At 67.5% G+C, this 25,879-nt stretch carries 16 protein-coding genes; 11 read left to right on the top strand and 5 right to left on the bottom strand.

The window, feature by feature from the left end; genetic code table 11:
• The 4 genes from thiE to RN743_RS11145 all read right to left on the bottom strand — a co-directional run.
• The coding region (thiE, locus tag RN743_RS11130; protein WP_310779902.1) for a thiamine phosphate synthase at window positions 1-559 on the bottom strand (559 nt) is incomplete at its 3' end.
• Window positions 560-572: 13 nt separating this feature from the next.
• A complete protein-coding gene (mltG, locus tag RN743_RS11135) occupies window positions 573-1,604 on the bottom strand; it encodes an endolytic transglycosylase MltG (RefSeq protein ID WP_310779904.1) in 1,032 nt (343 codons plus the stop codon).
• Window positions 1,601-2,065, bottom strand: a complete 465-nt coding sequence (gene ruvX, locus RN743_RS11140) for a Holliday junction resolvase RuvX (RefSeq protein ID WP_310779906.1) — start codon at window positions 2,063-2,065, stop codon at window positions 1,601-1,603. Before ruvX ends, mltG begins: the two co-directional genes overlap by 4 nt.
• Before the next feature lie 2 nt (window positions 2,066-2,067).
• Window positions 2,068-2,565: a hypothetical protein gene (locus RN743_RS11145; protein ID WP_310779908.1), complete on the bottom strand. Its 498-nt coding sequence runs from the start codon at window positions 2,563-2,565 to the stop codon at window positions 2,068-2,070.
• 49 nt (window positions 2,566-2,614) lie between these two features.
• Here RN743_RS11145 and RN743_RS11150 point away from each other — a divergent pair, with 49 nt between their 5' ends.
• Window positions 2,615-3,919, top strand: a complete 1,305-nt coding sequence (locus RN743_RS11150) for a thymidine phosphorylase (RefSeq protein WP_310779911.1) — start codon at window positions 2,615-2,617, stop codon at window positions 3,917-3,919.
• Window positions 3,920-3,946: 27 nt separating this feature from the next.
• Here the strand turns inward: RN743_RS11150 and RN743_RS11155 are convergent, their stop codons facing one another.
• Window positions 3,947-6,115 (bottom strand): PBP1A family penicillin-binding protein, encoded by a 2,169-nt coding sequence (locus RN743_RS11155; RefSeq protein WP_310779914.1) that lies wholly within the window; start codon window positions 6,113-6,115, stop codon window positions 3,947-3,949.
• A gap of 157 nt (window positions 6,116-6,272) precedes the next feature.
• On the opposite strand from RN743_RS11155, the gene tyrS reads away from it, so the two are divergent.
• The 10 genes from tyrS (at window position 6,273) to aroB (ending at window position 25,865) form a co-directional block, all read left to right on the top strand.
• Window positions 6,273-7,484, top strand: a complete 1,212-nt coding sequence (tyrS, locus tag RN743_RS11160; protein ID WP_310779916.1) for a tyrosine--tRNA ligase — start codon at window positions 6,273-6,275, stop codon at window positions 7,482-7,484.
• Between the two features lie 411 nt (window positions 7,485-7,895).
• Complete coding sequence (locus tag RN743_RS11165) at window positions 7,896-11,219, top strand: SusC/RagA family TonB-linked outer membrane protein (protein WP_310779918.1); 3,324 nt, start codon at window positions 7,896-7,898, stop codon at window positions 11,217-11,219.
• A 100-nt stretch (window positions 11,220-11,319) separates the two neighbouring features.
• A complete protein-coding gene (locus RN743_RS11170) occupies window positions 11,320-13,044 on the top strand; it encodes a hypothetical protein (protein ID WP_310779920.1) in 1,725 nt (574 codons plus the stop codon).
• A 275-nt stretch (window positions 13,045-13,319) separates the two neighbouring features.
• Window positions 13,320-16,688 (top strand): SusC/RagA family TonB-linked outer membrane protein, encoded by a 3,369-nt coding sequence (locus RN743_RS11175; protein ID WP_310779922.1) that lies wholly within the window; start codon window positions 13,320-13,322, stop codon window positions 16,686-16,688.
• Between the two features lie 55 nt (window positions 16,689-16,743).
• Window positions 16,744-18,471, top strand: a complete 1,728-nt coding sequence (locus RN743_RS11180; RefSeq protein ID WP_310779924.1) for a hypothetical protein — start codon at window positions 16,744-16,746, stop codon at window positions 18,469-18,471.
• Window positions 18,472-18,578: 107 nt separating this feature from the next.
• Window positions 18,579-21,959 (top strand): SusC/RagA family TonB-linked outer membrane protein, encoded by a 3,381-nt coding sequence (locus RN743_RS11185; RefSeq protein WP_310779926.1) that lies wholly within the window; start codon window positions 18,579-18,581, stop codon window positions 21,957-21,959.
• A gap of 54 nt (window positions 21,960-22,013) precedes the next feature.
• On the top strand, window positions 22,014-23,747 hold the full coding sequence (locus tag RN743_RS11190; RefSeq protein WP_310779928.1) for a hypothetical protein: 1,734 nt from the start codon (window positions 22,014-22,016) through the stop codon (window positions 23,745-23,747).
• Between the two features lie 213 nt (window positions 23,748-23,960).
• Window positions 23,961-24,161 carry a hypothetical protein gene (locus tag RN743_RS11195; RefSeq protein ID WP_310779930.1) on the top strand — a complete coding sequence of 67 codons (201 nt, stop codon included), beginning with the start codon at window positions 23,961-23,963 and terminating at the stop codon, window positions 24,159-24,161.
• Between the two features lie 22 nt (window positions 24,162-24,183).
• Window positions 24,184-24,741 carry a 2-amino-4-hydroxy-6-hydroxymethyldihydropteridine diphosphokinase gene (folK, locus tag RN743_RS11200; RefSeq protein WP_310779933.1) on the top strand — a complete coding sequence of 186 codons (558 nt, stop codon included), beginning with the start codon at window positions 24,184-24,186 and terminating at the stop codon, window positions 24,739-24,741.
• Window positions 24,738-25,865 carry a 3-dehydroquinate synthase gene (aroB, locus tag RN743_RS11205; RefSeq protein ID WP_310779935.1) on the top strand — a complete coding sequence of 376 codons (1,128 nt, stop codon included), beginning with the start codon at window positions 24,738-24,740 and terminating at the stop codon, window positions 25,863-25,865. Before folK ends, aroB begins: the two co-directional genes overlap by 4 nt.
• Window positions 25,866-25,879 lie beyond the last annotated feature (14 nt).

Here is a 25,879-nt window from a genome sequence, read left to right on the forward strand (position 1 = left end):
GGCCGGCGCCGGTCTCGAGGACCTCGGGGGCGTTTTGCAGGGTGATGCCGCCGATTCCGAGGCAGGGGAGGCGGCTGGCCTCCCGGACGAGCCGGACCCGGTCGGGGCCAATGGCTTCGTCGGCGAGGCCGGGCTTGGAGCGTGTGCCGAACACGGCGCCGACGCCCAGGTAGTCCGCCCCCGCGGCCGCGGCGCGGCGGGCCTCCTCGGGATCATCGGTCGAGTAGCCGATGATGAAATCCGACGGGACGATGCGGCGGGCGGCCGAGACCGTGAGATCGTCCGGGCCGAGGTGGACGCCGTCCGCGCCGGCGGCGAGGGCGACATCGAGACGATCGTTCACGATCAGGGTGGCGCCCGCGGACTTCGTGACCGCCCGGAGCCGCTCCGCGGTCGAGGTGAGTGCGCCGCCGTTCGCGGTCTTGTCCCGGAGCTGGATCGCGGGCGCCCCGGCGTCCACGCATTCCGCCACGACCTCCTCCAGCGGGCGCCCGCAGGCGGGCAGCGGGTGGGTGATCACCATGAGGGGCCAGCCATCCCACGCGGTCGAGCCGGGCACGGTCCCTTTCGTCCTAGCGTTCCGCCGACTCGCGGTCGAGGCGGATCCGGTTTATCGCGTTGTTGTGCTCGCGCAGGGTCCGGGTGAATTCGTGCGAGCCGTCGTTTCGCGCCACGAAGAAGATGTACTCGTGGTCGGCGGGCTGGAGGGCGGCCCGCAGCGATGCCGCTCCGGGAGAAGCGATGGGCCCGGGCGGCAGTCCCGGCTGCGTATAGGTGTTGTATGGGTGATCCGCGACGGAGTCGATGTCCCGATAGAGCAGGCGCGCCCGCGGCTCACCGAGGGCGTACTGTACTGTGGGATCCGCCTGCAGAAGCATGTCGCGCTGAAGGCGGTTCCAGTAGACCCCCGCGACCACCGGACGCTCCTCGTCCCACCGGACCTCTTTCTCGACGATGCTCGCGAGCGTCACGACCTCTCGCTCGTCGAGACCGAGCGCGGCGGCTTTAGCTCGCTCCTCGGCTCCCCAGAAATCGGAGTATCGTCCGACGATCGCCTGCACGATGACCGGGATTCCGACCCCGTCGGCGAATCGATACGTCTCCGGGAACAGGTATCCTTCGAGCGTGGGACCCGGCACGCCCAGCTCAGCCACCCGCTCCGGAGCTGCAAGGTAGGCAAGGACGGCGGCCGTCGAATCGCCGACGTAGGCGGCCAGGCGTTCCGCCACCTGCGGGAGCCGGAGACCCTCCGGGATCGTCAGCGGCGTCGTCACGACGGCCCCGGTTCGGAGCACCTCCAGCAGGTACGGGTACGGAGCGCCGCGCGGAATCTCGTACCGGCCGGCCTTCAGCTGCCGACCCTGACCCTTCAGGCGCACGTACGCGTCGAAGATCCGCGGATGGAAGATCAGTTCCTGCGCCCGGAGCACGTCCGCCACCTCGAGCGATGCGGCGCCATCCGGGATGAGGACCTCGACCACCGACCCATCGGGAGTGCCCCGGCCCCGGAACTCGGCGGAGAAGAACCCGTACGCCACGGGCGCCAGGGCGGCGAAAGCGGCGAGGAGCAGGCGAACGCCCGTTCCTTTCGACCGGCGTTTCATGGGCCCCGGGGGACGCCTGCACCGGCGGGGGTGCTGCGCAGATAGGCGGAGAGCATCAACGCCGCGGCCATTTCGTCCGTCCGGCCCTTCGGTCGCCGCCGGCCGCGAGGCGGATTCATGCTGAGGAGCTCTCGTTCCGCCCGCGCGGTCGACAGCCGCTCATCCCACTCGATGGTTCGCACTCCCGTCGCTTCCTCCAAAGCCCGGGCGAAGGCCCGCGCCTCTTCGGCCATCTCGCCCGCGGTCCCATCCATTGAGAAGGGGATACCCACGAGGATGGCGGCGGGCTCCAATTCCGCAACGAGTTCGGCCAGCGCGCCCGGGATCGCGGTCCCGGGAGCCCGTCTCTTCGCCCTCTCCACCACACCGTGGGGCGCCGCGATCGTCCGGGTCGGATCCGTGACGGCCACCCCGATGCGTCGTCGGCCGTAGTCGAGCGCCATCAAACGGCTGCGGGGCATGCTCAGCGCTCCCGGCCCCCGGCCCGCGATTGGCTATCGGCAAGCACCCGCTGGATCGTCTCCGCGGATCCGAACAGGAACCAGCGTGGCTCCGTCCCGCGGCCGCCCGGCACCTCGGCGACCTCGACCGCGCGGTCCGCCAGACGGCTCAGCACGCCCCGCAGAAACGCCGTCGCGAAGTGACAGCGAACGTTCCCGGCCGACGTGGCCTCCGGCGAGTCACGCCAGGCGATGGCGGCGAACGCGCCTCCCCCCGGCTTGAACGATATCGATCCGAGGCCCGCCTTCCGGAGGATCTCGTCGAGGAAAGCCCAGAACTCCGCTGCGGAAAGCAGGTCCGGAGAGTCGCCGAGCAGGGCGACCGCCTCCGCGCCGGTCCGGTCCCCCGCCTCCTTCAACGCCGCAACTCCGACTTCACCCAGGCTGGCGCAGCGGTGAAAGAGATCCGCAAGGACCGACCTCGGCAGGATCACGGCGGGGGCCTGCGTGGGGGAGTTCATCGCAAAAAAAGCTAGACAGGGGGCCAAGGCCGGACAAGGTTGGCACCTCATGCTCCCCACACGGATTATCGAGAAGAAACGCGACGGCGGGCGGCTCTCGTCCGACGAACTCGCGGCCTTCCTGCGCGCGTATCTCGAAGGGGACGTCACCGAGTATCAGATGTCCGCCTTCCTCATGGCCGTGTTCATTCGGGGGCTGGATCCCGCCGAACTCTCCGTGCTCCTGCGGGAGATCATCGACTCCGGGGCGCGACTGCGGTTCGCGGACGACGGCCCGCCGGCGGTCGACAAGCACTCCACCGGCGGCGTCGGGGACAAGGTCTCGCTCATCCTGGCGCCGCTCCTGGCCGAAGCCGGCCTTCGCGTGCCCATGATGTCGGGTCGCGGCCTCGGACATACCGGAGGGACGCTGGACAAGCTCGAGGCGATTCCCGGCTTCAACGTGTCTGTGGATCTGGCACGGTTCCAGGCCATTCTCGATGAGATCGGGTGCGCGATGATCGGCCAGACGAAGGAAATCGCGCCGCTCGACGGACGTCTCTACGCGCTCCGGGATGTGACGGGGACCGTACCCTCCCCAGCCCTGATCGCGGCCTCGATCGTTTCGAAGAAAGTGGCCGAGGGGATCGGGGCGCTCGTACTCGACGTGAAGTGTGGGCGTGGCGCCTTCATTACCGACCGTGACCAGGCACGTGGGTTGGCGCGCACCATGGTCGACCTCGCGACAGCCGAGGGGGTGCGGACGAGTGCACTCCTGACCGCGATGGATGCCCCGCTGGGCCGCACCGTCGGCAACGCGCTGGAAGTGCGCGAAGCGATCGAGACTTTGAGAGGCGGAGGACCCGCGGATCTGCGCGAAGTCACCCTGGCGCTGAGCGCCGAGTTGCTCGTCTCCGTCGGTCACGCTGCCGACGCTGAAGAGGCTGCGGCGGAACTCGGCGCGATTCTGGATGGCGGGGCCGCGCTCGAGCGCTTCGCGCGGCTCATCGAGGTCCAGGGAGGGGACCCGGGGGTGGCCGACGACCCCGGGCGCCTCCCCGCGGCCCCGATCCGCGAACCCTTCCTGTCCCCCGGCTCCGGTTGGCTCGATGTCGACGCTCGCACGGTGGGCGTCGCCTCGGTGGAACTTGGGGCCGGCCGCCGCCGCGTCGAGGACCCGGTCGATCCGAGGGTGGGGTTCGAGTTTCACCGCAGGGCGGGCGACAGAGTCTCTGAAGGCGAACCTCTGCTCACCGTGCACGCGGCGGACGCGGCCAGCGCCGCGACGGCCGCCCGCCGCCTCGCGGACGCGATTCGGCTCTCCTCCGAACCGCCGGCGTCGCAACCGCTGATCCTGGAGCGGATCGCCGGCTAGGAGGCTGCGGCAAAGCCCGAAAGCCTGCTAGTGTGGCGCGGACTTCCCGCGGACGGGGACCTGCGCGCTCCACGGACCATGCGCGTCGCACATCTCGGTCGGTTCCGTCCCCTCGAGGTAGATCTCGACGTAGCGGACGTCGAGCGGACACCAGCGCGTGGACAGCAGTCCCGTGGTCTCGCTCACGGTCCGCTCGATGAGGCCCGGCGGCCGCTCCCACGCGTCGGGGTGTTCGTGCGTCTCGTAGTAGCGCGCCAACACCGCGGCTCCGACCGGCGCCGCCGTGCCTCCGCCCGTGGCGCCCGCATAGATGCGCCGGGGCCGGTCGTGCCCGATCCACGTCGTCGTCACGAGGTCCGGCGTGAATCCGACGAACCAGGTGTTGGTCGCGTCGTTCGTCGTCCCCGTTTTTCCCGCCACCGGTACGGAGAAGGGAATCGCGTAGCGGGACCTCACCGCCAGCGTCCCCGTCCCCTGGTCCACCGCGTCCCGCAGCATGGACTGGGCGACCCAGGCGATGTCCCGCTCCAGCACCCGCTCACGCTGGACCCGGCTCTCCCAGAGCACGCGGCCGTCCCTGCTCTCCACGCGAAGGATCGACCGGGGCGAGACCCGCACGCCGAGGTTCGCGAAGGTGCTGTAGGCGGCGGCAATCTCGATCGGACGGACATCCATCGAGCCGATCGCGGCCGAGGGCACGCGCGGGACGCTCGATGCGACCCCCATGCGCTCGGCCATCTGCGCGAACGACTCCTCGCCGACGCGCTGGCCCAGCTTGACGGCCACGACGTTGATCGACCGGGCGAGCGCGCGCCGCAGCGTCATCGGGCCCTTGAAGTCGTTATCGAAGTTGCGCGGTGCGTAGGGATCGCCGCCGACGTTCTCGAGGTAGTACGGCTGGTCGTAAATGATCTCCGATGCGGGGATGCCGGCCGCGATCGCCGTCGCGTAGACGAACGGCTTGAACACGGAACCCGGCTGCCGGATGGCCTGGGTCGCGCGGTTGAACTCGGAGTCGCCGAAATCGCGCCCGCCCACCATCGCCCGCACGTCGCCGGTCGCCGCGTCCAGGGCGACGAACATCCCCTGCACATAGGGCATCTCGGCGCCCCCGCGGCTCACCTGGTACAGGCTGTCGGGCGGCCACGCCCGCACCTCCTCGAAGGTGACGCCGCGATAGGCCGGGTGGCGGTCCACCCACTCCAGCTGCGCGAGCAGCGCGGAATCCGCGACCGCCTGGAGCTCCGGGTCGAGCGTCGTGTAGACGCGGAACCCCTTCTCGTAGATGTCGGTGCCGTATCGGTCGTAGAGCCGCTGCCGCACCCACTCCACGAAGTAGGGCGCGTCCTGCTCGATGCGGGCTCCCCTCGCGAGTTCCAGCGGGTACGCCTTCGCCGCCTCGGCGTCCGCGATGCTCACGAGTCCCTGCACGGCCATCAGTTCAAGGACGAGATTGCGCCGTCCGATGGCCCGCTCCGGGCGGCGGATCGGGTTGTATCCCGCCGGATTCCGCGGGATGGCCGCGAGCAGCGCCGCCTCCGGCAGGTTGAGCTGCGCGGCCGTCTTCCCGAAGTAACGCTCCGCCGCGGCCTGGACTCCGAACACGCCGTCGAAGTTGATCTGGTTGAGGTAGGCTTCGATGATCTCCCACTTGCTGTACGCGCGCTCGAGGTCGATCGCGACCCGCATCTCGCGCAGCTTCCTGCGCACGCTGATGTCCCGCCGGTTCACGGAGCCCTCGAACATGTTGCCCGCGAGTTGCTGCGTGATCGAACTGCCGCCCGCGGCTCCGTACCCCCTCAGCAGGAAATCGAAGAAGGCCCGCGTCGTCCGCAGCAGATCCACTCCCGCGTGACCCCAGAAGCGCTTGTCCTCGACCGCGATGAAGGCGTTGTACACGTGACGCGGAAGCGCCTCCATCCGGATGGGCGTCCGCCGTTCGATGGCAAGTTCCGCGAGAAGGGATCCGTCCGCCGCGAAGAGTTTCGTCGCCTCCTTGGGTTCGAAGGCGTAGATCTGGGCGATGGAGGGACACTCGTCGCACAGGTGGGTCCATCCGCGCCACGCCACGCCTCCCCCGAGTCCGCCACCGATCAGAACGGCAAGCAGCAGGGCGCGGCGCACGTTTCTCCGCTGCCCGGCCGTCCCCTTCTTCGCGCCACGCGACCGGCGCGCGGTTCGTCGTCGACCGATCATCCCCGTTCCCCCCCTGCGATCTCCCGGCCGTTCACTCGTTCCTCCGGACCTCACCCCTCGCGTCGGACCGCCGACGGCCCGATTCTATCGTCAAGCCGCGCCCGGCGGGAGCGATCCCGCGACGGGACGATACAGAATATACCGACACCAGGCGCAGATGTTTCTCCCCGTAGACGAACAGATCCGCCGCATCCGCGCGGGAGCCGAGTCCATCGTCCCCGAGGACGAACTCGTGGCCAAGCTCGAGCGCTCGGCCCGGGAGGATCGGCCCCTCCTTATTAAACAGGGGTTCGACCCGACCCGGCCCGACCTCCACATCGGCCACGGCGTGTCGATCCACAAGCTGCGGACCTTCCAGGAACTCGGCCACCGCGTCGTGTTCGTGATGGGTGACTTCACGGCCCGCGTGGGCGACCCGAGCGGAAGGGACGAGACGCGGCCGATGCTGTCCGAGGAGGAGATCGAGTCGAACCTGGCCACCTACGAAGACCAGGTTTTCCGCATCCTCGATCCGGCGGCGACCGAGATCCGGAAGAACAGCGAATGGCTCGCCGGCCTCGCGCTGGCGGACATCCTGCGGCTCACCTCGCAGTACACCGTCGCCCGCATGCTCGAGCGCGACGACTTCGCCGCGCGCCACCGGGAGGGACGTCCCATCAGCCTCGTCGAATTCCTCTACCCGATGATGCAGGCGTACGATTCCGTCGCGTTGCGGGCCGATGTCGAACTCGGCGGCACCGATCAGCGGTTCAACCTGCTGCTGGGGAGAACGCTTCAGGAGCGTGCGGGCCAGGAGCCGCAGGTGTGCCTCATCATGCCGCTTCTGCGCGGGACCGACGGACACCGGAAGATGTCCAAGAGCTACGGCAACTACGTCGGGATCGCGATGGAGGCGGCGGAGACGTTCGGGCGCGTCATGTCGATCCCGGACACGCTGCTCGACGAGTGGCTCGTGCTCGTGTCGAGCGCCTCCGGCGAGGAACTCGCTTCCCGTTGCGCCCAGGCGGAGACCGATCCGCTCGCCGCCAAGCGGTGGCTGGCCGGAGACCTCGTGGCCCGCTACCACGGCGCCGCGGCCGCCGGCGAGGCGCGGGAGGCGTTCGACCGCCTGCACCGGCGCCGGGAGGTGCCCGAGGATGTCCCTGCCGTCTCGCTCTCTCTCGGAGGGGAGGAGACGCTCTGGATCGCGCACATCCTCCGCGATTCGGGGCTCGCGGCTTCCTCCTCGGAGGCGGGCCGACTCATCCGCCAGGGGGCGGTGCGCGTGGACGGGAGCGTGATCCGGGCGGGCGACCTCCGGCTGGGAGAAGGCGAGTATCTCGTGCAGCGAGGCAAGCGGGCATTCGCGCGGATCTCCCTCCGGTCCTGAGGTATCGAGTTTCGCGAGCCCGATTTGGCCGCGCGCGCGCCCGCGGGGCCGTCACCGCGAGGGTCTTGCACGGGCCGAAATCGGCGCTCATGTTGCCCGGTCCCCTTCTTTTGGGGGAGTTGCGCGTGTGCGCCGAGTGGCCGCACGCCGCGCACGGGAATCGTCGAGCTTCGGGACGTGGCCGTCGTCGTCGCAAAACGGTTCCGCCAAGCGTTGTAAAGGAGTAGCGGTACGACAGGACGTGTTTTGATCGGTCTCGACGCGGTGTTACTGACCCGGCCGCGTCGAGCGGGGGGCTCGCCCCTCGAACAGGTTCGGGTCGCAGAGGATCCCACTGCCACAGGAGGGCGATCCATGTTGTTTCACTTGTCAGGACGGCGGAGGCGCGCGAGTGCGCTAGCCGCTACAGCAGTGAGCGCCTGGCTCTTTATCGGCGCGGCCCCGCTGTTCGCTCAGGGAGCGGTTTCGGGGACGGTGACCGATGTGGAGTCGCTGGCCCCGGTGGCCGGCGCGCAGGTGTTCGTTGCGGGAACGGTGATCGGTACGCTGTCGGGTCCCGAGGGCACGTACCGGTTGGAAGGGGTGCCGGCGGGCGAGCAGACCGTAACGGTCCGCCTGATCGGCTACCACGAGCTTTCTCAGACGGTGACGGTGGCGTCGGGCCAGGTCGCGACGGCGGACTTCGCCGTGGAGCAGACGGCCCTTCGCCTCCAGGACATCGTCGTGACGGGGGTGGTGGGCGAGACGCCGCAGGTGAAGCTCCCGTTCACGGTGGAGCGGCTGTCGGCGCAGGACATTCCGGTCCCGGCGGCCGACGCCTCCTCGCTGCTGGCGGGTAAGGCGGCCGGCGTGTCGGTCATCTCCAACTCCGGCCAGCCCGGTCAGGAAGCGTCGATTACGCTGCGCGGCCCGACCTCGATCAACGCGTCCGGCCGGAGCCAGTCGCCGCTGATCGTGATCGACGGCGTGATCCAGGCCGATGGTGCGACGCTTTCGGACGTGGGGGCGCTCGACATCGACCACGTGGAGATCGTGAAGGGAGCGGCGGCGGCGTCGCTGTACGGTTCGCGGGCGCAGAACGGCGTGATCGAGATCACGACGAAGCGCGGCACGGGCCTGCAGACGAACACGCTGACGATCACCGGCCGCGGCGAGTACGGCTTCGGCCAGCTCGTCGGCGATGTCGGGCTCGTGCGTTCGCACCCCTACGAGATGAACGCATCGGGCACGAAGTTCATCGACAGCGAAGGCAACGAGGTCGACTTCGGCGACCTCAACCGCCCCGGCTTCGGTTCCGCCCGCCTGTACAACCAGATCGCCCCGGGCGAGGCGGCGACGCCGCAAACGGCGTTCGCGAACCAGGCGTTCCCGAATGAACTGTTCGACCACATGGACACGTTCTTCGATCCCGGCGAGACCGTCGACATCTACGGCGCGGTCACCGGCCGCTTCGGCGAGTCGAGCTTCCGCGTGAGCGTCAACCAGTTCCGCGAGGCCGGCGTCGTGAGTTGCTCCGCCTGCATCGACAACCTCGCCACGCTGAACGCGGACCGCGTCGCACAGGGGCTGACGGCCTTTGACGTCGGATTGCCGAACGATGAGGGATACGAGCGCCAGAACGTGCGCTTGAACGTCGACACGCGCTTCGGCGACCTGGACATCGCGGCGAGCGGCTTCTACTCGCGCTCCGACCAGGACGACAAGGCCGTTTCGACCGGCGCCTTCTCCCGGCTGACCTTCATGTCACCCGCGCTCGACATCTCGCAGGTCGATCCGATGGACGGGTATCCCGATATCAACGCGGATCCGCAGTCGATCGAACCCAATCCGCTCTACCTGCTGGCCGTCAATGACAGCCGCGACGAGCGGACGCGGACGATGGGGTCGGTGGACCTCAACTTCTCGCCCGCGGCCATCGACTGGCTCACGTTTGAGGCGAACGCATCGTTCGACCGCACGGACTTCAGCGACTACGAGATCCGGCCCAAGAACGAGCGCGAGGCGGGTGGCGGCGGCGTCGGCGAGTTCACCGGCGGCAGCCTCCGCGAGTTCAACTCCACCAACGAGGCGATCAACGCCTCCGTGACGCTCGGCGCGAGCCAGGTGTTCATGGACGGAGACCTGACCGTGCGCGGGAAGGCCCGCTATCTCATCGAAGACCAGAGCTACCAGTCGAACGGCGTGTTCGGCAGCCGCTTCTCGGTGCAGGACGTGCCGAACTTCGGCGCCATCATCGGCGAGACCTCCGGGAACAACTTCCAGAGCGCGGTTAAGGCGGAAGGGCTGTTCGGGATCGCGAGCCTCGACTACCGAGGCCGCTACATCCTCGATGGCCTCGTTCGTCGCGACGGCTCCTCGCTGTTCGGGCCCGATGAGCGGTGGCAGACGTACTTCCGCGGCTCGGTCGCGTGGCGCGTGGCGCAGGAAGACTTCTGGAACATCGACGCGATCGACGAACTGAAGCTGCGCTTCTCGCTCGGCACGGCCGGCGGTCGTCCGAACTTCGCCGCCCAGTACGAGACGTTCGGCGTCTCGGCGGGCGCGATCTTCCCGATCAACCTCGGGAACCGCGCCCTCAAGCCGGAGTTCACGACCGAGAAGGAAGCGGGATTGAACTTCGTGTTCTTCGAGAACCTGGGTCTCGACCTGACGTACGCCTGGAACACGACGGACGACCAGCTCCTGCAGGTTCCGCAGCCGGCCTTCGTCGGCTTCTCGAGCCAGTGGCAGAACGCGGGCGCGATCGCGGCCGAGACGTACGAGGTCTCGATGCGCTACGCGGTAATCGACACGCAGGACATGGGCCTCCAGTTCCGGCTGAACTGGGACAAGACGCGGCAGGAGATCACGCGCCTCGACGTTCCGGACTACTCGTTCGGCAACTTCTACGTCTCCGAGGGTCGTCCGCTGGGCGAGCTGTGGGGCGAGCGGTGGGCCAGGAGCTGCGCGGACCTGGCGCCGATCGGCGTGTCGGCTTCCGACTGCAACGCCAACTTCCAGGTGAACGACGACGGTCTGCTCGTCCCGACGGGCGGCTCCGCCTTCACCGAAGGCTTCAGCAAGAAGCTGTGGGGAACCCAGGTCGAGGTCGCCACGGAGGACGGCAGCAACTCGTACCACTGGGGCCTGCCGGTCAAGGTTTCGGACTATTCGCCGGCTTGCGTCTCGAAGAATCCTGGCGACTACACCGAGAAGTGCGTACTCACTGAGTTCCTGCCGTTCGGAAACACGACGCCCGACTTCAACGCCTCGCTGGCGACGAACTTCCGCTATCAAGGCCTCAGCGTGAACGCGCTGCTGGAGACCTCTCAGGGCCAGTCGATCTACAACGGCACGGCGCAGTGGTCGCTTCGCGAGCTGCGCGGCGAGGACACGGACCAGACGGGCAAGTCGCTCGAGCACAACAAGCCCGTCGGCTATGCGTCCGCGGTCTACTCGGTCAACGCCGACAACGACTGGTTCCGCGAGGACGGCAGCTGGATCAAGCTGCGCGAGCTTTCGTTCGGCTACACGCTGCCTGACAACATGGTCGAGAGTCTGTTCAGCGGCGTCTTCGACAGGGTGACGCTGAACGTGATCGGTCGGAATCTGATCACGATCACGGATTACCGCGGCTACGACCCCGAGGTCGGTGGGAGCGGAGGTCAGCTTGGTAGTGCGGCGCTCAACCGGGTGGACAGCTTCGGTTATCCGAACTTCCGCACGTTCACCTTCGCAGCCGAACTGGTATTCTGATTCCCTGTCCGTGGCAGTGGCGGGTCGCCCTCTCCGGAGGGCGGCCCCGCCTCGTTACGACGGGGGGATCGCGAGATACCGCTTGAACAACGGAGAGATCATGAAAAGGAAGCTGACGCTACCGGCCTTTGCGCTGGCGCTGACGGTCGGCTTTTCGGGCTGCGACCTGCAGGTCGACAATCCGAACCAGCCGGACCGCGCTCGCGCGCTCGCCGGCCCGGACGATGTGGAGACGCTCATCGCGAGCTCCTTCCTCAAGGTCTGGGAAATTGGACACTACTGGACCAACGCGAACTTCGCGTTCGGCCACATGGCCAGCCGCCACACGGCGACCTGGGGCAACATGGGGATGAACGACCTCGGCCGTGAGCCCCGCGAGTCCCTCCCGAACTCGCCTTCGTACCGATGGGCCTACGTCTTCGAGGGCAACTGGTCTGACGCCTACGGAGGCATTTCGGCGGCCTCGGATGGGATCCGGGCCATCGAAGCGGGCCTCGAGATCGGTCCGGGCGGCGAGCGGAACGCGCGCGCCCTCGCCTTCGCGGCGGGCAGCCAGGCGATCCTTTCCTGCCTGCTTGGGCTCTGGTACGACCAGGCCTTCATCGTCGACGAGACGACGGATCTCGGCGGCGAACTCGAGACCGTCGACTACAACAGCATGTTCAGCTACGCCATGGGCAAGCTGGACGCGGCGGAGTCGCAGGCCCGGGGGTCCTCGTTCACGCTCGAAGAAACGTGGGTCAACGGGAACGCCTGGGACAACAACCAGTGGGCGGACTACCTCGTGAGCTGGAAGGCGCGCTGCGCGGCGAACCTGCCGCGAACGGACGCCGAAGCCGCGGGCGCCAACTGGGGCCAGATCATCTCCAACGCGCAGAACGGCATTGGCGATGTCGTCGTCGTGGGTGAGGACTCTTCGTCCGACAGCCCGTGGTTCGACGGCCTCAAGAGCCTCATGCAGCAGAACGGAACCTGGCACCGGATGCACATGGACTGGGTGGGCATGGCCGACCAGTCCGGGGAGTACCAGGACTGGCTGTCGATCCCGACCGCGCAGCGCACCGCGCGCAGGATGACCTTCGGCGACGACATGCGCTTCCCGCCGAGCAACGAGGACGGCGTGACGTCAGAGGTCGTCAGCCCGTCGGTCGCCTCCGACGGTCCGCGGTCGCGCTACAACTCGACGATCATCTTCCGACCGGAGCGTGGGACGTACCGGCAGTCGCACTACGGCGACATGCGGTACGACGCCTACACGCTCAGCTGCAGCTTCTGCTTCTTCGGCGACATGGAGCACATGACGACGCAGGAGATGGAGGGCTATATCGCCGAGGCGCACTACCGCATGGGCAACTTCGCGGGCGCCGCGGAGATCGTGAACAAGACGCGCATGGAGGCGGGTCTGCCGGCCGCCCCCGCCAACCCGACGGATGCGGTACCGGCCAACGGCGCGGGCGAGTGCACGCCGCGGAAGCGGTACGACACGCAGGGGCGTTGCGGCAACCTGCGCGACGCGATGTGGTTCGAGCACTTCGAGAACGTGTTCAACGTGTTCGGCGGGCTCGAGTACTGGCATGGGCGCCGTAACGACATCTTGCCGGCGGGTACGGCGCTTCAGTTGCCGATCCCGGCTTCGGACCTCGAGGTCCTGCAGCGCGATGTCTACACGTTCGGTGGTGGCGGTGCGAGTTCGGCGGGCGATCCGACCCCGTCAATCGTGCCGGGCAGCCTGGACGCGGCGCTGGAGCGGGCCGCCTATACGCTGGAGCGGTTCAGGGCCAGCCAGGCGGCGGACCGCAAGGCGCGGGACCTGGTCGTCAGGTAGGAAGCAGCAGCCCGGCAGGGACCGGGCGGGGGGTGGTTCTCCCCCCAAGGTTTGAACCAGGAAGGCGGTTCGTTGGACAGACAGCCCTTCCAGGGAGCGTGGACGCCTCCCGGCGCCGTCAGTGACGGCTCCGGGAGGCGTGCGCTTAACAACGAGACGAACGTCGGAGAACAACGACCGGGGGTCCGCGGTGTTACGGCTCCCGGTCGTTTCTGTCTTGGGGCGAGGGGAGGGGTCGGGTCGCTTAGGGTCCCACGCTAGAGGAAGGGTGATCCATGTTTCATGAGTCGTCAGGACGGCGGAAGCGCGCGAGCGCGCTGGCCGCCACGGCAGTGAGCGTCTGGCTCTTTATCGGCGCGGCCCCGCTGCTCGCTCAGGGAGCGGTCTCGGGGACGGTGACCGATGCGGAGTCGCTGGCCCCGGTGGCCGGCGCGCAGGTGTTCGTTGCGGGAACGGTGATCGGTACGCTGTCGGGTCCGGAGGGCACGTACCGGTTGGAAGGGGTGCCGGCGGGCGAGCAGACCGTGACGGTGCGCCTGATCGGCTATCACGAGCTGTCGCAGACGGTGACGGTGGCGTCGGGCCAGGTGGCGTCGGCGGACTTCTCCGTGGAGCAGACGGCCCTTCGACTCCAGGACATCGTCGTGACGGGGGTCGTGGGCGAGACACCGCAGGTGAAGCTCCCGTTCACGGTGGAGCGGCTGTCGGCGCAGAACTTCCCCGTGCCGGCGGCCGACGTCTCGTCGCTCCTGACGGCGAAAGCGGCCGGCGTGTCGGTCGTTTCCGGATCCGGCCAGCCGGGCGCCGAGGCGTCCATCATGCTGCGGGGTCCAACCTCCATCAATTCATCGGGCCGCTCGTTGTCGCCGCTGATCGTGATCGACGGAGTGATCCAGTCGGAGTCGGCTTCGCTCTCCGACATCGGATCGCTGGACATCGACCATGTGGAGATCGTGAAGGGAGCGGCGGCGGCGTCGCTGTACGGTTCGCGGGCGCAGAACGGCGTGATCGAGATTACGACGAAGCGCGGCACGAGCCTGCAGGCGAACACGCTGAACATCCTCGCCCGCGGCGAGTACGGCATCAGCCAGCTCGTCGGCGACGTGGGGCTGACGCGTTCCCACCCGTACCAGATGAACGCGGCGGGAACGCTGTTCATCGACTCCGATGGCAACGAAGTCGCCTTTACCGACCTCAGCCGTCCCGGTTTCGGCGCCCCGGTGCTGGCGAACCAGATCAACCCGGACGAACCCGGCGACTCCTTCACCGCCTTCGCGAATCAGGCGTTCCCGCATGAACTGTTCGACCACATGGACACGTTCTTCGATCCCGGCGAGACGACCGATGTCTACGGCGCCGTGACGGGCCGGTTCGGGGAGTCGAGCTTCCGCGTGAGCGTGGACCAGTTCAGAGAGGGCGGTGTCGTGCGCTGCACGGTCTGCATCGAAAACCTCGGCGCGCTGAACGCAGACCGGGTCGCGCAGGGGCTGACGGCCTTCGACGTGGGACTGCCGGACGATGAGGGATACGAGCGGCAGAACGTGCGGTTGAACGTCGACACGCGCTTCGGCGACCTGGACATCGCGGCGAGCGGCTTCTATTCCCGCGCCACGCAGGACGACAAGGCGCTCGAGAACGGGGCGTTCAGCCAGCTGACCTTCGCCTCGCCGGCCGTCGACCTGGCGCAGATCGATCCGGTGGACGGATACCCGAGAATCGACGCGGACACGCAGTCGATCTCGAGTAACCCGCTCTACCTGCTCGCGATCGTCGACAGTCAGGACAAGCGAACGCGGACGATGGGGTCGGTCGACCTCAACTACTCGCCCTCGGGCCTCGACTGGCTGACCCTCGAGGCGAACGCGTCGTTCGACCGGACGGACTTCTACGACTACGAACTCTATCCGAAGAACGAGAAGACCCGGGAGGGGCCGACCGGCGGCAGCCTGCGCGAGGGCAACTTCGAGGACGAGGCGATCAACGCATCGGTGACGCTTGGCGCGAGCGAGACCTTCATGGACGGCGACCTCACCGTGCGCGGGAAGGCTCGCTACCTGATCGAAGATCAGAGCTTCGCTTCGAACGGCGTATTCGGAAGCCAGTTCTCCGTGCAGGACGTGCCGAATTTCGGCGCGATCGTCGGCTCCACGACCGGCAGCAACTCCGTCCGCAGCATCAAGGCGGAAGGGCTGTTCGGGATCGCAAGCGTGGACTACCGGGGCCGCTACATCCTCGACGGCCTGATCCGGCGCGACGGCTCCTCGCTGTTCGGGCCGGACGAGCGGTGGCAGACGTACTACCGTGGCTCGTTCGCCTGGCGCATCACGCAGGAGGATTTCTGGAGCATCGATGCGATCGATGAACTGAAGCTGCGCTTCTCGCTCGGGACGGCGGGGGGCCGGCCGAACTTCCAGGCGCAGTACGAGACGTTCGGCATCTCCGGCGGCGCGATTTTCCCCGTCAACCTCGGGAACACGGCGCTCAAGCCGGAGTTCACGACGGAGCGCGAGGCGGGCATTAACTTCGTCTTCTTCGAGAACCTGGGCCTCGATCTGACCTATGCGTGGCAGACGACGGATGACCAGTTGCTGCGGGTACCGCAGCCGGCGTTCGTGGGTTTCTCGAGCCAGTGGCAGAACGCGGGCGAGATATCGGCGCAGACGTATGAGATCTCCATGCGCTACGCTCCGATCGACACCCAGGACATGGGTCTGCAGTTCCGGCTGAACTGGGACCGGACGCGTCAGGAGATTACGCGCCTGGACGTTCCCGCCTACCGTCAGGGGACCTTCTTCGTGTCCGAAGGCCGTCCGCTGGGCGAAATGTGGGGTCACGTGCTGGCGACCACCTGCGCGGACCTCGAACCGGTCGGCATCGCGGCGTCCGACTGCAACGCCGACTTCCAGGTGAACGATGATGGTCTCCTCGTGTGGACGGGCGGAGCCGACTACACGGCGGGGTTCAGCCAGAGGCTCTGGGGCACCGATGGGACGGTCGCCACGGTCGACGGCGGCGAGAACACGTATCTCTGGGGCATTCCGATCAAGGTCCTGGATTACTCGCCGGCCTGCGTGGCGAAGAACCCGGGCAACTACATGGAGAAGTGCCAGCTCACCGACGTGCTCCCGTTCGGGAACACGACGCCGGACTTCAACGTCTCGCTCGGGTCGAACTTCCGCTACAGGAACCTGAGCGTGAATGCCCTCGTCGAGTCGTCGATGGGTCACTCCATCTACAACAACACGGCGCAGTGGGCGCTCCGGGATGACCGCGGCGAAGACGTGGATCAGACGGGCAAGCCGCTGGAGTTCAACAAGTCCATCGGCTACGTGGCGGGGGTCTATCTCTCGAACAACGACAACGCCTGGTTCCGCGAGGACGGCGACTGGATCAAGATTCGCGAGTTGTCGCTCGGCTACACGCTGCCCGAGAGCGCGGTCAACGCCTTGTTCGGCAACATGTTCGAGCGCGTCACCCTTAACGCCATCGGCAGGAATCTGCTGACGATCACGGACTACCGGGGATACGACCCGGAGGTCGGCCGCACCGGCGGCGAACTCTCCAGTTCCACGCTGCAGCGGTACGACAACTTCGGCTATCCGAACTTCCGCTCGTTCACCTTCTCGGCGGAACTGGTGTTCTGATGCCCCTCCGGGAAACGGAGGCCGTACGGACATGGACTGAGTTTATGGAGGGGTCATGAACAGGAAGTTGACACTGCCGGCGGTCACGCTGGCCCTCGGAGTCGGTCTTTCGGGCTGCGACCTTCAGGTCAACAACCCGAACGAGCCGGACCGGGCGCGCGCGCTGGCGAGTCCGGATGACGTCGAGTCGCTCATCGCCAGTTCCTATCAGCAGGTCTGGGCGATGGGTCACTACTGGAACAACGCGAACTTCGCCTTCAACCACATGTCGAGCCGGCACACGGCGACGTGGGGCAACAACGGCCAGAACGACCTCGGCCGGGAACCCCGCGAACCGATGCCGAACTCGACCTCCTATCGCTGGTCGTACGTGTTCTCCGAGCACTGGAACGACGCCTATGGAGGGATCGCGGCGGCATCGGACGGGATCCGCGCGATCGACGAAGGTCTGGAGATCGGGCCCGGCGGCGAGCGCAACGCCCGGGCGCGCGCCTTCGCGCTCTCCAGCCAGGCGCTGCTGAGTTGCCTGCTCTCCCTGTGGTACGACCAGGCCTTCATCGTCGACGAGACGACCGATCTCACGGGCGAACTCGAGACGGTCGACTACAACAGCATGTTCAGCTACGCGATGGGCAAGCTGAACGAAGCGGAGTCCGCCGTGCGGGCGACCTCGTTCTCGCTCCCGGACACCTGGATCAACGGGAATCCCTGGGACAACAACCAGTTCGCCGATTATCTCGTCGGCTGGAAGGCGCGCTGCGCGGCGAACCTGCCGCGGACGGATGCGGAGGCGGCGGGCGCGAACTGGAGCCAGATCATCTCCGACGCGCGGGCCGGCATCCAGGATGTCGTCGTCGTCGGCGAAGACCGTTCGTCCGACACGGCCTGGTTCGACGACCTGAAGGCCAAGGCTCAGCAGAACGGAACCTGGCATCGGATGCACATGGACTGGGCCGGCATGGCGGACCAGAGCGGGCAGTACCAGGACTGGCTCACCTTCGAGACCTCGAAGCGGACGGCGCGCAAGATGGCCTTCGGGGATGACCGGCGTTACCCCGCCGTGAACGAGGATGGGACGCTGGGCGAGAGCGTGAGCCCGACGGCCGCCTCAATGGGTCCGATCCACCGCTACAATGCGAACATCATCTTCATCGCGTCGCGCGGGACGTACCGGCAGTCGCATTACGGAGACGCGCGGTACGACGCCTACACCCTGAGCTGCAACTTCTGCGAGTCCGGGGACATGGAGGAGATGACGACCCAGGAGATGGACCACTACGTCGCGGAAGGCCTGTACCGGATGGGCGACTTCGCGGGGGCCGCGGACATCATCAATGTGACGCGGATGCAGGCCGGGCTGCCTCCCGCGCCGTCGAACCCGACGGATGCGGTGCCATCGAACGCGGACGGCGAATGCACGCCGCGCAAGCGGTACGACGTGCAGGGGCGTTGCGGCAACCTGCGGGACGCGATGTGGTTCGAGCACTTCGAGAACGTGTTCAACGTGTTCGGCGGGCTCGAACACTGGCACGGGCGACGCAACGACATCCTGCCGGCGGGCACGGCGCTGCACCTGCCGATGCCGGCCGCGGACCTGGAGGTCCTGCAGCGGGACATCTACACCTTCGGCGGGAGCGCGGGCGGTGCGGCCGGCAATCCGACGCCCCCCTCGATCGTTCCCGGCAGCCTCGACTCGGCGCTGGAGAGGGCGGCCTTCACGCTGCATCGCCTCCAGCGGCAGCAGAAAGCCGCACGCGCCAGCGAGGACATGGTCGTGCGCTGAGATGAAACGACCGGGGGGCGTCAGCGGGCGCCTCCCGGCCTGACTTCAGATAAAGGACGGTCGTAGACGAAGCACAAACGGATCTCACCGCCACAGGAGAGTGATCCATGTTGTTCAGGTTGTCAGGACGGCGGAGGCGCGCGAGCGCGCTGGCCGCCACGGCAGTGAGCGCCTGGCTCTTTATCGGCGCGGCCCCGCTGCTCGCTCAGGGAGCGGTCTCGGGGACGGTGACCGATGCGGAGTCGCTGGCCCCGGTGGCCGGCGCGCAGGTGTTCGTTGCGGGAACGGTGATCGGTACGCTGTCGGGTCCGGAGGGCACGTACCGGTTGGAAGGGGTGCCGGCGGGCGAGCAGACCGTGACGGTCCGCCTGATCGGCTACCGGGAGCTGTCGCAGACGGTGACGGTGGCGTCGGGCCAGGTGGCCTCAGCGGACTTCGCCGTTGAGCAGACGGCCCTTCGTCTCCAGGATCTCGTCGTGACGGGGGTGGTGGGCGAGACGCCGGCGGTGAAGCTCCCGTTCACGGTGGAGCGGCTGTCGGCGCAGGACCTGCCGGTCCCGGCGGCCGACGCCTCCTCGCTGCTGGCGGGCAAGGCGGCGGGCATGTCGGTCGTCTCCGGTTCCGGCCAGCCCGGCCAGCCGGCCTCGATCATGCTGCGCGGTCCGACGTCGATCAACTCCAGCGGCCGGAGCACGTCGCCGCTGATCGTAATCGACGGCGTGATCCAGTCCGAGGGCGCATCGCTTTCGGACGTGGGCGCGCTGGACATCGACCACGTGGAGATCGTGAAGGGAGCGGCGGCGGCGTCGCTGTACGGTTCGCGGGCGCAGAACGGCGTGATCGAGATCACGACGAAGCGCGGCACGGGTCTGCAGACGAACTCGCTGAGCATCCTCGCGCGCGGCGAGTACGGTCTCGGCCAACTCGTCGGTGACATCGGCCTCGTGCGTTCGCATCCGTATACGATGAACGCGTCCGGGACGAAGTTCATCGACTCGCAGGGCAGCGAGGTCGACTTCCGGGACCTCAACCGCGCCGGCTTCGGCTCGGCCCTGCTCTACAACCAGATCAACGTCGGCGAGCCGGGAACGACATCCACCGCGTTCGCGAACCAGGCGTTTCCGGGCGAACTGTTCGACCACATGGACACGTTCTTCGATCCCGGCGAGACGATGGACATCTACGGCGCGGTGACGGGCCGGTTCGGCGAGTCGAGCTTCCGCGTGAGCGTGGACCAGTTCCGCGAAGCCGGCGTCGTGAGTTGCTCGCAGTGCATCGACAACCTCGCCACGCTGAACGCGGACCGCGTCGCGCAGGGCCTGTCGGCCTTCGACGTCGGCGTTCCCGACGACGAGGGCTTCGAGCGGCAGAACGTGCGCCTGAACGTCGACACGCGCTTCGGCGACCTGGACATCGCGGCAAGCGGCTTCTACTCGCGCTCCGACCAGGATGACAAGGCCGTCTCAACGGGGGCCTTCTCCCGACTCACCTTCATGTCGCCCGCGATCGAACTCACGGAGGTCTCGTCGTTCGACGGGTACCCCGACATCAACGCGGATCCGCAGTCGATCGAGGCCAACCCGCTCTACCTGCTCGCGGTCAATACCAGCCGGGACAAGCGGACGCGGTCCATGGGATCCGTGGACCTCAACTTCTCGCCGGCAGCCTTCGACTGGCTGACGCTCGAGGCGAACGCCTCGTTCGACCGGACGGACTTCCGGGACTACACGATCCGGCCCAAGAACGAGCGCACGTCCAGCGCCAGCGGCACCGGCGAACTCACGGGCGGCAGCCTGCGCGAATTCAACTTCACCGATGAGGCGATCAACGCCTCCGTGACGCTCGGCGCGAGCCAGACGTTCATGGACGGCGACGTGACCGTGCGCGGGAAGGCCCGCTACCTGATCGAAGACCAGAGCTTCAAGTCGAACGGCGTGTTCGGCAGCCGGTTCTCGGTGCAGGACGTGCCGAACTTCGGCGCCATCATCGGCGAGACCAGCGGAAACAACCAGGTCCGGTCGATCAAGGCCGAGGGACTGTTCGGGATCGCGAGCGTCGACTACCAGGGCAAGTACATCCTGGACGGCCTGATCCGTCGCGACGGCTCGTCGCTGTTCGGGCCGGACGAGCGCTGGCAGACGTACTACCGCGGCTCGGTCGCGTGGCGCGTGGCGCAGGAAGACTTCTGGAACATCGACGCGATCGACGAACTGAAGCTGCGCTTCTCGCTCGGCACGGCCGGCGGTCGCCCGAACTTCTACGCCCAGTACGAAACGTTCGGCGTCGCGCAGGGCGCGATCTTCCCGATCAACCTCGGGAACCGCGCGCTGAAGCCGGAGTTCACGACAGAGCGCGAGGCGGGGATCAACTTCGTGTTCTTCGAGAACCTGGGTCTCGACCTGACGTACGCCTGGCAGACGACGGACGACCAGCTGCTGCAGGTTCCGCAGGCGGCGTTCGTCGGCTTCTCGAACCAGTGGCAGAACGCGGGCGAGATCGCGGCGCAGACGTACGAGGTGTCGCTGCGCTACGCCGCGATCGACACGCAGGACATGGGCCTCCAGTTCCGGCTGAACTGGGACAAGACGAAGCAGGAGATCACGCGTCTGGACGTCCCCGACTACACGGTAGGGACCTTCTTCGTCTCCGAGGGTCGTCCGCTGGGCGAGCTGTGGGGCGAAGTGCTGGCCACGAGTTGCGCGGATCTGTCGCCGGTCGGCGTGTCGGCTTCCGACTGCAACGCCAACTTCCAGATCAACGACGACGGCCTCCTCGTTTACACCGGAGCGGACGACTACACCGAGGGCTTCAGCAAGAAGCTGTGGGGCACTCAGGGGACCGTGTCCACGCCGGACGGCGACCGCACGTACCGTTGGGGGCATCCGTTCTTCGTCGAAGACTACTCGCCGGCCTGCATCGCCAAGAACCCCGGCGACTACGAGGAGAAGTGCCGGCTGACCGACTTCCTGCCGTACGGGAACACGACGCCGGACTTCAGCGCGTCGTTCGCGACGAACTTCCGGTTCAGGAACCTCAGTCTGAACGCGCTCCTCGAGTCGTCCGTAGGTCACTCGATCTACAACAACACGGCGCAGTGGGCGCTTCGCGAACTGCGCGGCGAGGATGTGGACCAGACGGGCAAGCCGCTCGAGTTGAACAAGCCGACGGGCTACGCCTCGGTCATCTACAACGTCGGGTCGGACAACTCCTGGTTCCGCGAGGACGGCGACTGGCTCAAGGTCCGCGAGCTGTCGCTCGGCTACACGCTGCCGGAGTCGGTCACCTCGTCCGTGTTCGGGGATGTGTTCGATCGGGTTACGCTGAGCGCCATCGGGCGCAACCTGTTCACCTTCACGGCCTACCGCGGATACGATCCCGAAGTCGGCCGGGACGGCGGGGAGGTCGGGAGCGCGACCCTGAACCGCGTCGACAGCTTCGGTTATCCGAACTTCCGGACGTTCACCTTCTCGGCGGAGCTGGTCTTCTGACACCCTTCCGCCGAAGGGGGTCGGACGGACACGGCATTGAGTAATGGAGGGATCATGAAAAGGAAGCTGACGCTGCCCGCCGTCGCGCTGGCGCTGACGGTCGGCTTTACGGGTTGCGACCTGCAGGTCGACAACCTCAACGAGCCGGACCGGACGCGAGCCCTGGCGGGCCCGGACGACGTGGAGACGCTCATCGCGAGCTCCTATCTCAAGGTCTGGGAAATCGGGCACTACTGGAACAACGCGAACTTCGCCTTCAACCACATGTCGAGCCGCCACACGGCGACGTGGGGCAACATGGGGATGAACGACCTCGGTCGTGAGCCCCGGGAGCCGCTGCCGAACTCGGCTTCGTACAGCCCGTCGTACGTCTTCGAGGCGAACTGGGGCGACGCCTACGGCGGCATCTCCGCCGCGTCGGACGGGATCCGGGCCCTCGATGAGGGCCTCGAGATCGGCCCCGGCGGCGAGCGGAACGTCCGTGCCCGCACGTTCGCGGTCGCGAGTCAGGCGATACTGAACTGCCTGCTCGCGCTGTGGTACGATCAGGCCTTCATCGTCGATGAGACGGTGGATCTCGGGGGCGAGCTGGATACCGTCGACTACAACGCGGTGTATCAGTACGCCATGAACAAGCTGAATGAGGCGGAGGCGGCCGCCCGGTCGTCTTCGTTCACGCTCCCGGATACCTGGATCAACGGGAACCCGTGGGACAACAACCAGTTCGCGGATTACCTCGTGAGCTGGAAGGCGCGCTGCGCCGCGAACCTGCCACGAACCGACGCCGAGGCCGCAGGGGTAAACTGGGGCCAGGTCATCTCGGATGCCGAGAACGGCATTCGCGAACTCGTCGTCATGGGCCAGGACCGTTCGTCCGGGACCCCGTGGTGGAGCGGCATCAAGATCTTCATGCAGGAGAACAACACCTGGCACCGCATGCACATGGACTGGGTCGGCATGGCGGACCAGAGTGGCCAGTACCAGGACTGGCTGACGTTCCCGACGGAACAGCGGACGGCGCGGGAGATGGCGTTCGGCGACGACAAGCGGTTCCCGGCGGTGAACGAGACCGGCACGCTCGGCGAGCCCGTGAGTCCCTCGGCCGCCTCGTACGGTCCGCGCCACCGGTACAACGCCACGATCATCTTCCGGCCCGAGCGTGGGACGTACCGGCAGTCTCACTACGGCGACTCGCGGTACGATGACTACACGCTGAGCTGCAGCCGCTGCGAGTTTGGCGAGATGGAGTCCATGACGCACCAGGAGATGGACACGTACGTCGCGGAAGCCCACTACCGCATGGGCAACTTCGGGGCCGCCGCGGACATCGTGAACAAGACGCGCATGGAGGCGGGCCTGCCGCCCGCGCCGTCGAACCCGACGGATGCGGTGCCATCGAACGCGGACGGCGAGTGCACGCCGCGCAAGCGGTACGACGTGCAGGGACGCTGCGGGAACCTGCGCGACGCGATGTGGTTCGAGCACTTCGAGAACGTGTTCAACGTGTTCGGAGGGCTCGAGTTCTGGCACGGCCGGCGTAACGACATCATGCCGGCGGGGAGTGCGCTGCAACTGCCGATCCCGGCCGCGGATCTCGAGGTCCTGCAGCGGGACATCTACACGTTCGGCGGAGGAGAGCCGAGTTCGGCCGGGAATCCGATTCCACCGTCGATCGTGCCGGGCAGTCTGAACGCTGCCCTGGAGCGTGCCGCGTACTCGCTCGAACGTCTCCAGAGGAGTCTCGCGAGGGAGACGCGAGCGGCAAACGCCGACCTCGTGGTGCGATAGCGTTTTCGGCGGAGTGTTCCGTCCCGGGGGGCCTGCGGGCGACCCCGGGCGGGTGAAAGAGGCCACCGGGTCCGTCCCGGTGGCCTCTTTGCGTCCGGGATCGGGAGTTGTCAGAAATCGCGGACTTCGGACGTTTCCTCGTTGTGCGGCGGTTGTCCGCCGCGCTAGCTTTCGGCGACGGAAGACGGACTTGAGCAAGCACCAGAGGCATACATGAGACTGAGAGCCACGCACTTCCTGGCGACATGCGCGGTCCTGATCGGTTTGGCGGGCGCGTCCGCGACCGGGTGTGTGGACCTCAACGTCGGGCCCACAGTTCCCAACGTCGATTCGATGGAAGACACCGCGCTCGACGAGCCGGGCAACACGAATCCGGGCAACAACATCGTCCCGGCCCTCCCGGAGAGTCGCTAGCAATTCGGGTGCCCGGCGCGCCTTGACGAGGCCCGGCCGACCCTCCTCCGGCATCGACGCTTCGCTGCGGGAGGTGGCCATCGGGATGGGGTCGAATCTGGGTTCCCGCATCGACCATCTGCGCGTCGCCGCGCGGCGTCTGGCGAGGATGGTGCTGATCGAGCCCCGCTTCTCCAGGGTCTACGAGACCGCGCCCGCCTACGGGCTCGACCAGCCTGCGTACCTGAACGCCTGCTGCGTCGGCTGGACCCGTCTCGAGCCCGGCGCGCTGCTCGCTTCGCTCAAGGACCTCGAGGCGCGGGCGGGCCGCGACCCGGACGCGCCGAGATACTCCTCCCGCCCGCTCGATCTCGATATCCTTCTCTACGCGAACGAAGTCGTCGAGACGCCGCGCCTCGCGATTCCTCACGCCGCGCTCGCGGAACGGGCCTTCGTTCTCCTGCCGCTGGCGGAGGTCGCCGGCGCCTGGCGACATCCGTTGCTCGGGCGCTCGGTCGCCGAATTGGCGGCCGCCGCGGACCCGGAGGGCGTCACGGTCACGGAGCTGCGTCTGACGGAGGCTGCCGATGGAGGCTCATGAGCCGTAGGACTCTGGAGGTCGGGGCCGCCGGAGGCGGGAGCTACCCGATTCACATCGAACCGGGCCTGCTCGGTGACGCGGCGTCGGTCTGCCGGGAGTACGCGCCGGCGCACCGATACGCCGTGATCGCGGATTCGCAGGTCGCGCGGCTCTATGGTGCCGGGGTCGTCTCCGGCCTGGAGGATGCCGGCCTCGCCGCCGACCTGTTCCCGTTTCCGGCGGGCGAGTGGAACAAGAGCCGGGAGCAGTGGGCCGCGCTGAGCGATCGCATGCTTCACGCGCGGTTCGGCCGCGACTCCGCCGTCGTCGCGCTCGGAGGCGGCGTCGCGGGCGATCTGGCCGGTTTCGTCGCGGCCACGTACATGCGCGGCGTTCCCGTCATTCAGATTCCCACGACGCTCCTGGCCATGCTGGACAGTTCCGTCGGGGGAAAGACGGGGGTCGATACCGAGGCGGGCAAGAACCTCATCGGGGCCTTTCATCACCCGTCGGCCGTGCTCATCGACCCCGCCGTACTGGAGACGCTGCCGCGGCACCAGCGCTGCGCCGGGCTGGCGGAGGCCGTGAAGACGGCGGCGATTCTCGATGTGGAGCTCTGGGACTGGATGGTGCGCGGGTCTTCGGCGCTGTCGAACGGCGACCCGGACGCGTCCGCCGAACTCATCGAGCGCGTCGTGCGGCACAAGGCGGCGGTGGTCGGCGATGACCCGCTGGAGCGCGGCCGCCGCGAGATCCTGAATTTCGGACACACCGTGGGCCACGCGCTGGAGGCGCTCGAGGGCTACAAGCTCCTCCACGGCGAGGCCGTCGCCGCGGGCATGCGCGTCGAGTCGCGTCTGGGAGAACTGCTCGGGGTCACCGAGCGCGGAACCTCCGAACAGCTTGCCGTGCTGCTGGAAGCGTGCGGGCTCGACGGCGACTGGGAGACCGACCGCGAGCCAACCGAGATTCGGGGCGCGATGTCGAAGGACAAGAAGGCGCGTCGGGACCGGGTCCGGTGCGTATTCCTGGCGCGGCTCGGCGAAGTGGCCACCGACGCGGATGGACGGCACAGCTTCGCTCTCGGCGAGGAAGATCTCGGGCAAGCGCTCGCGACGGCTTTACGGCCGGCCCCGGGCGTTTGAAATTGTCGGAAGTG

Origin of the sequence: Candidatus Palauibacter scopulicola, assembly GCF_947581915.1 — a bacterium.
Lineage (GTDB): Bacteria > Gemmatimonadota > Gemmatimonadetes > Palauibacterales > Palauibacteraceae > Palauibacter > Palauibacter scopulicola.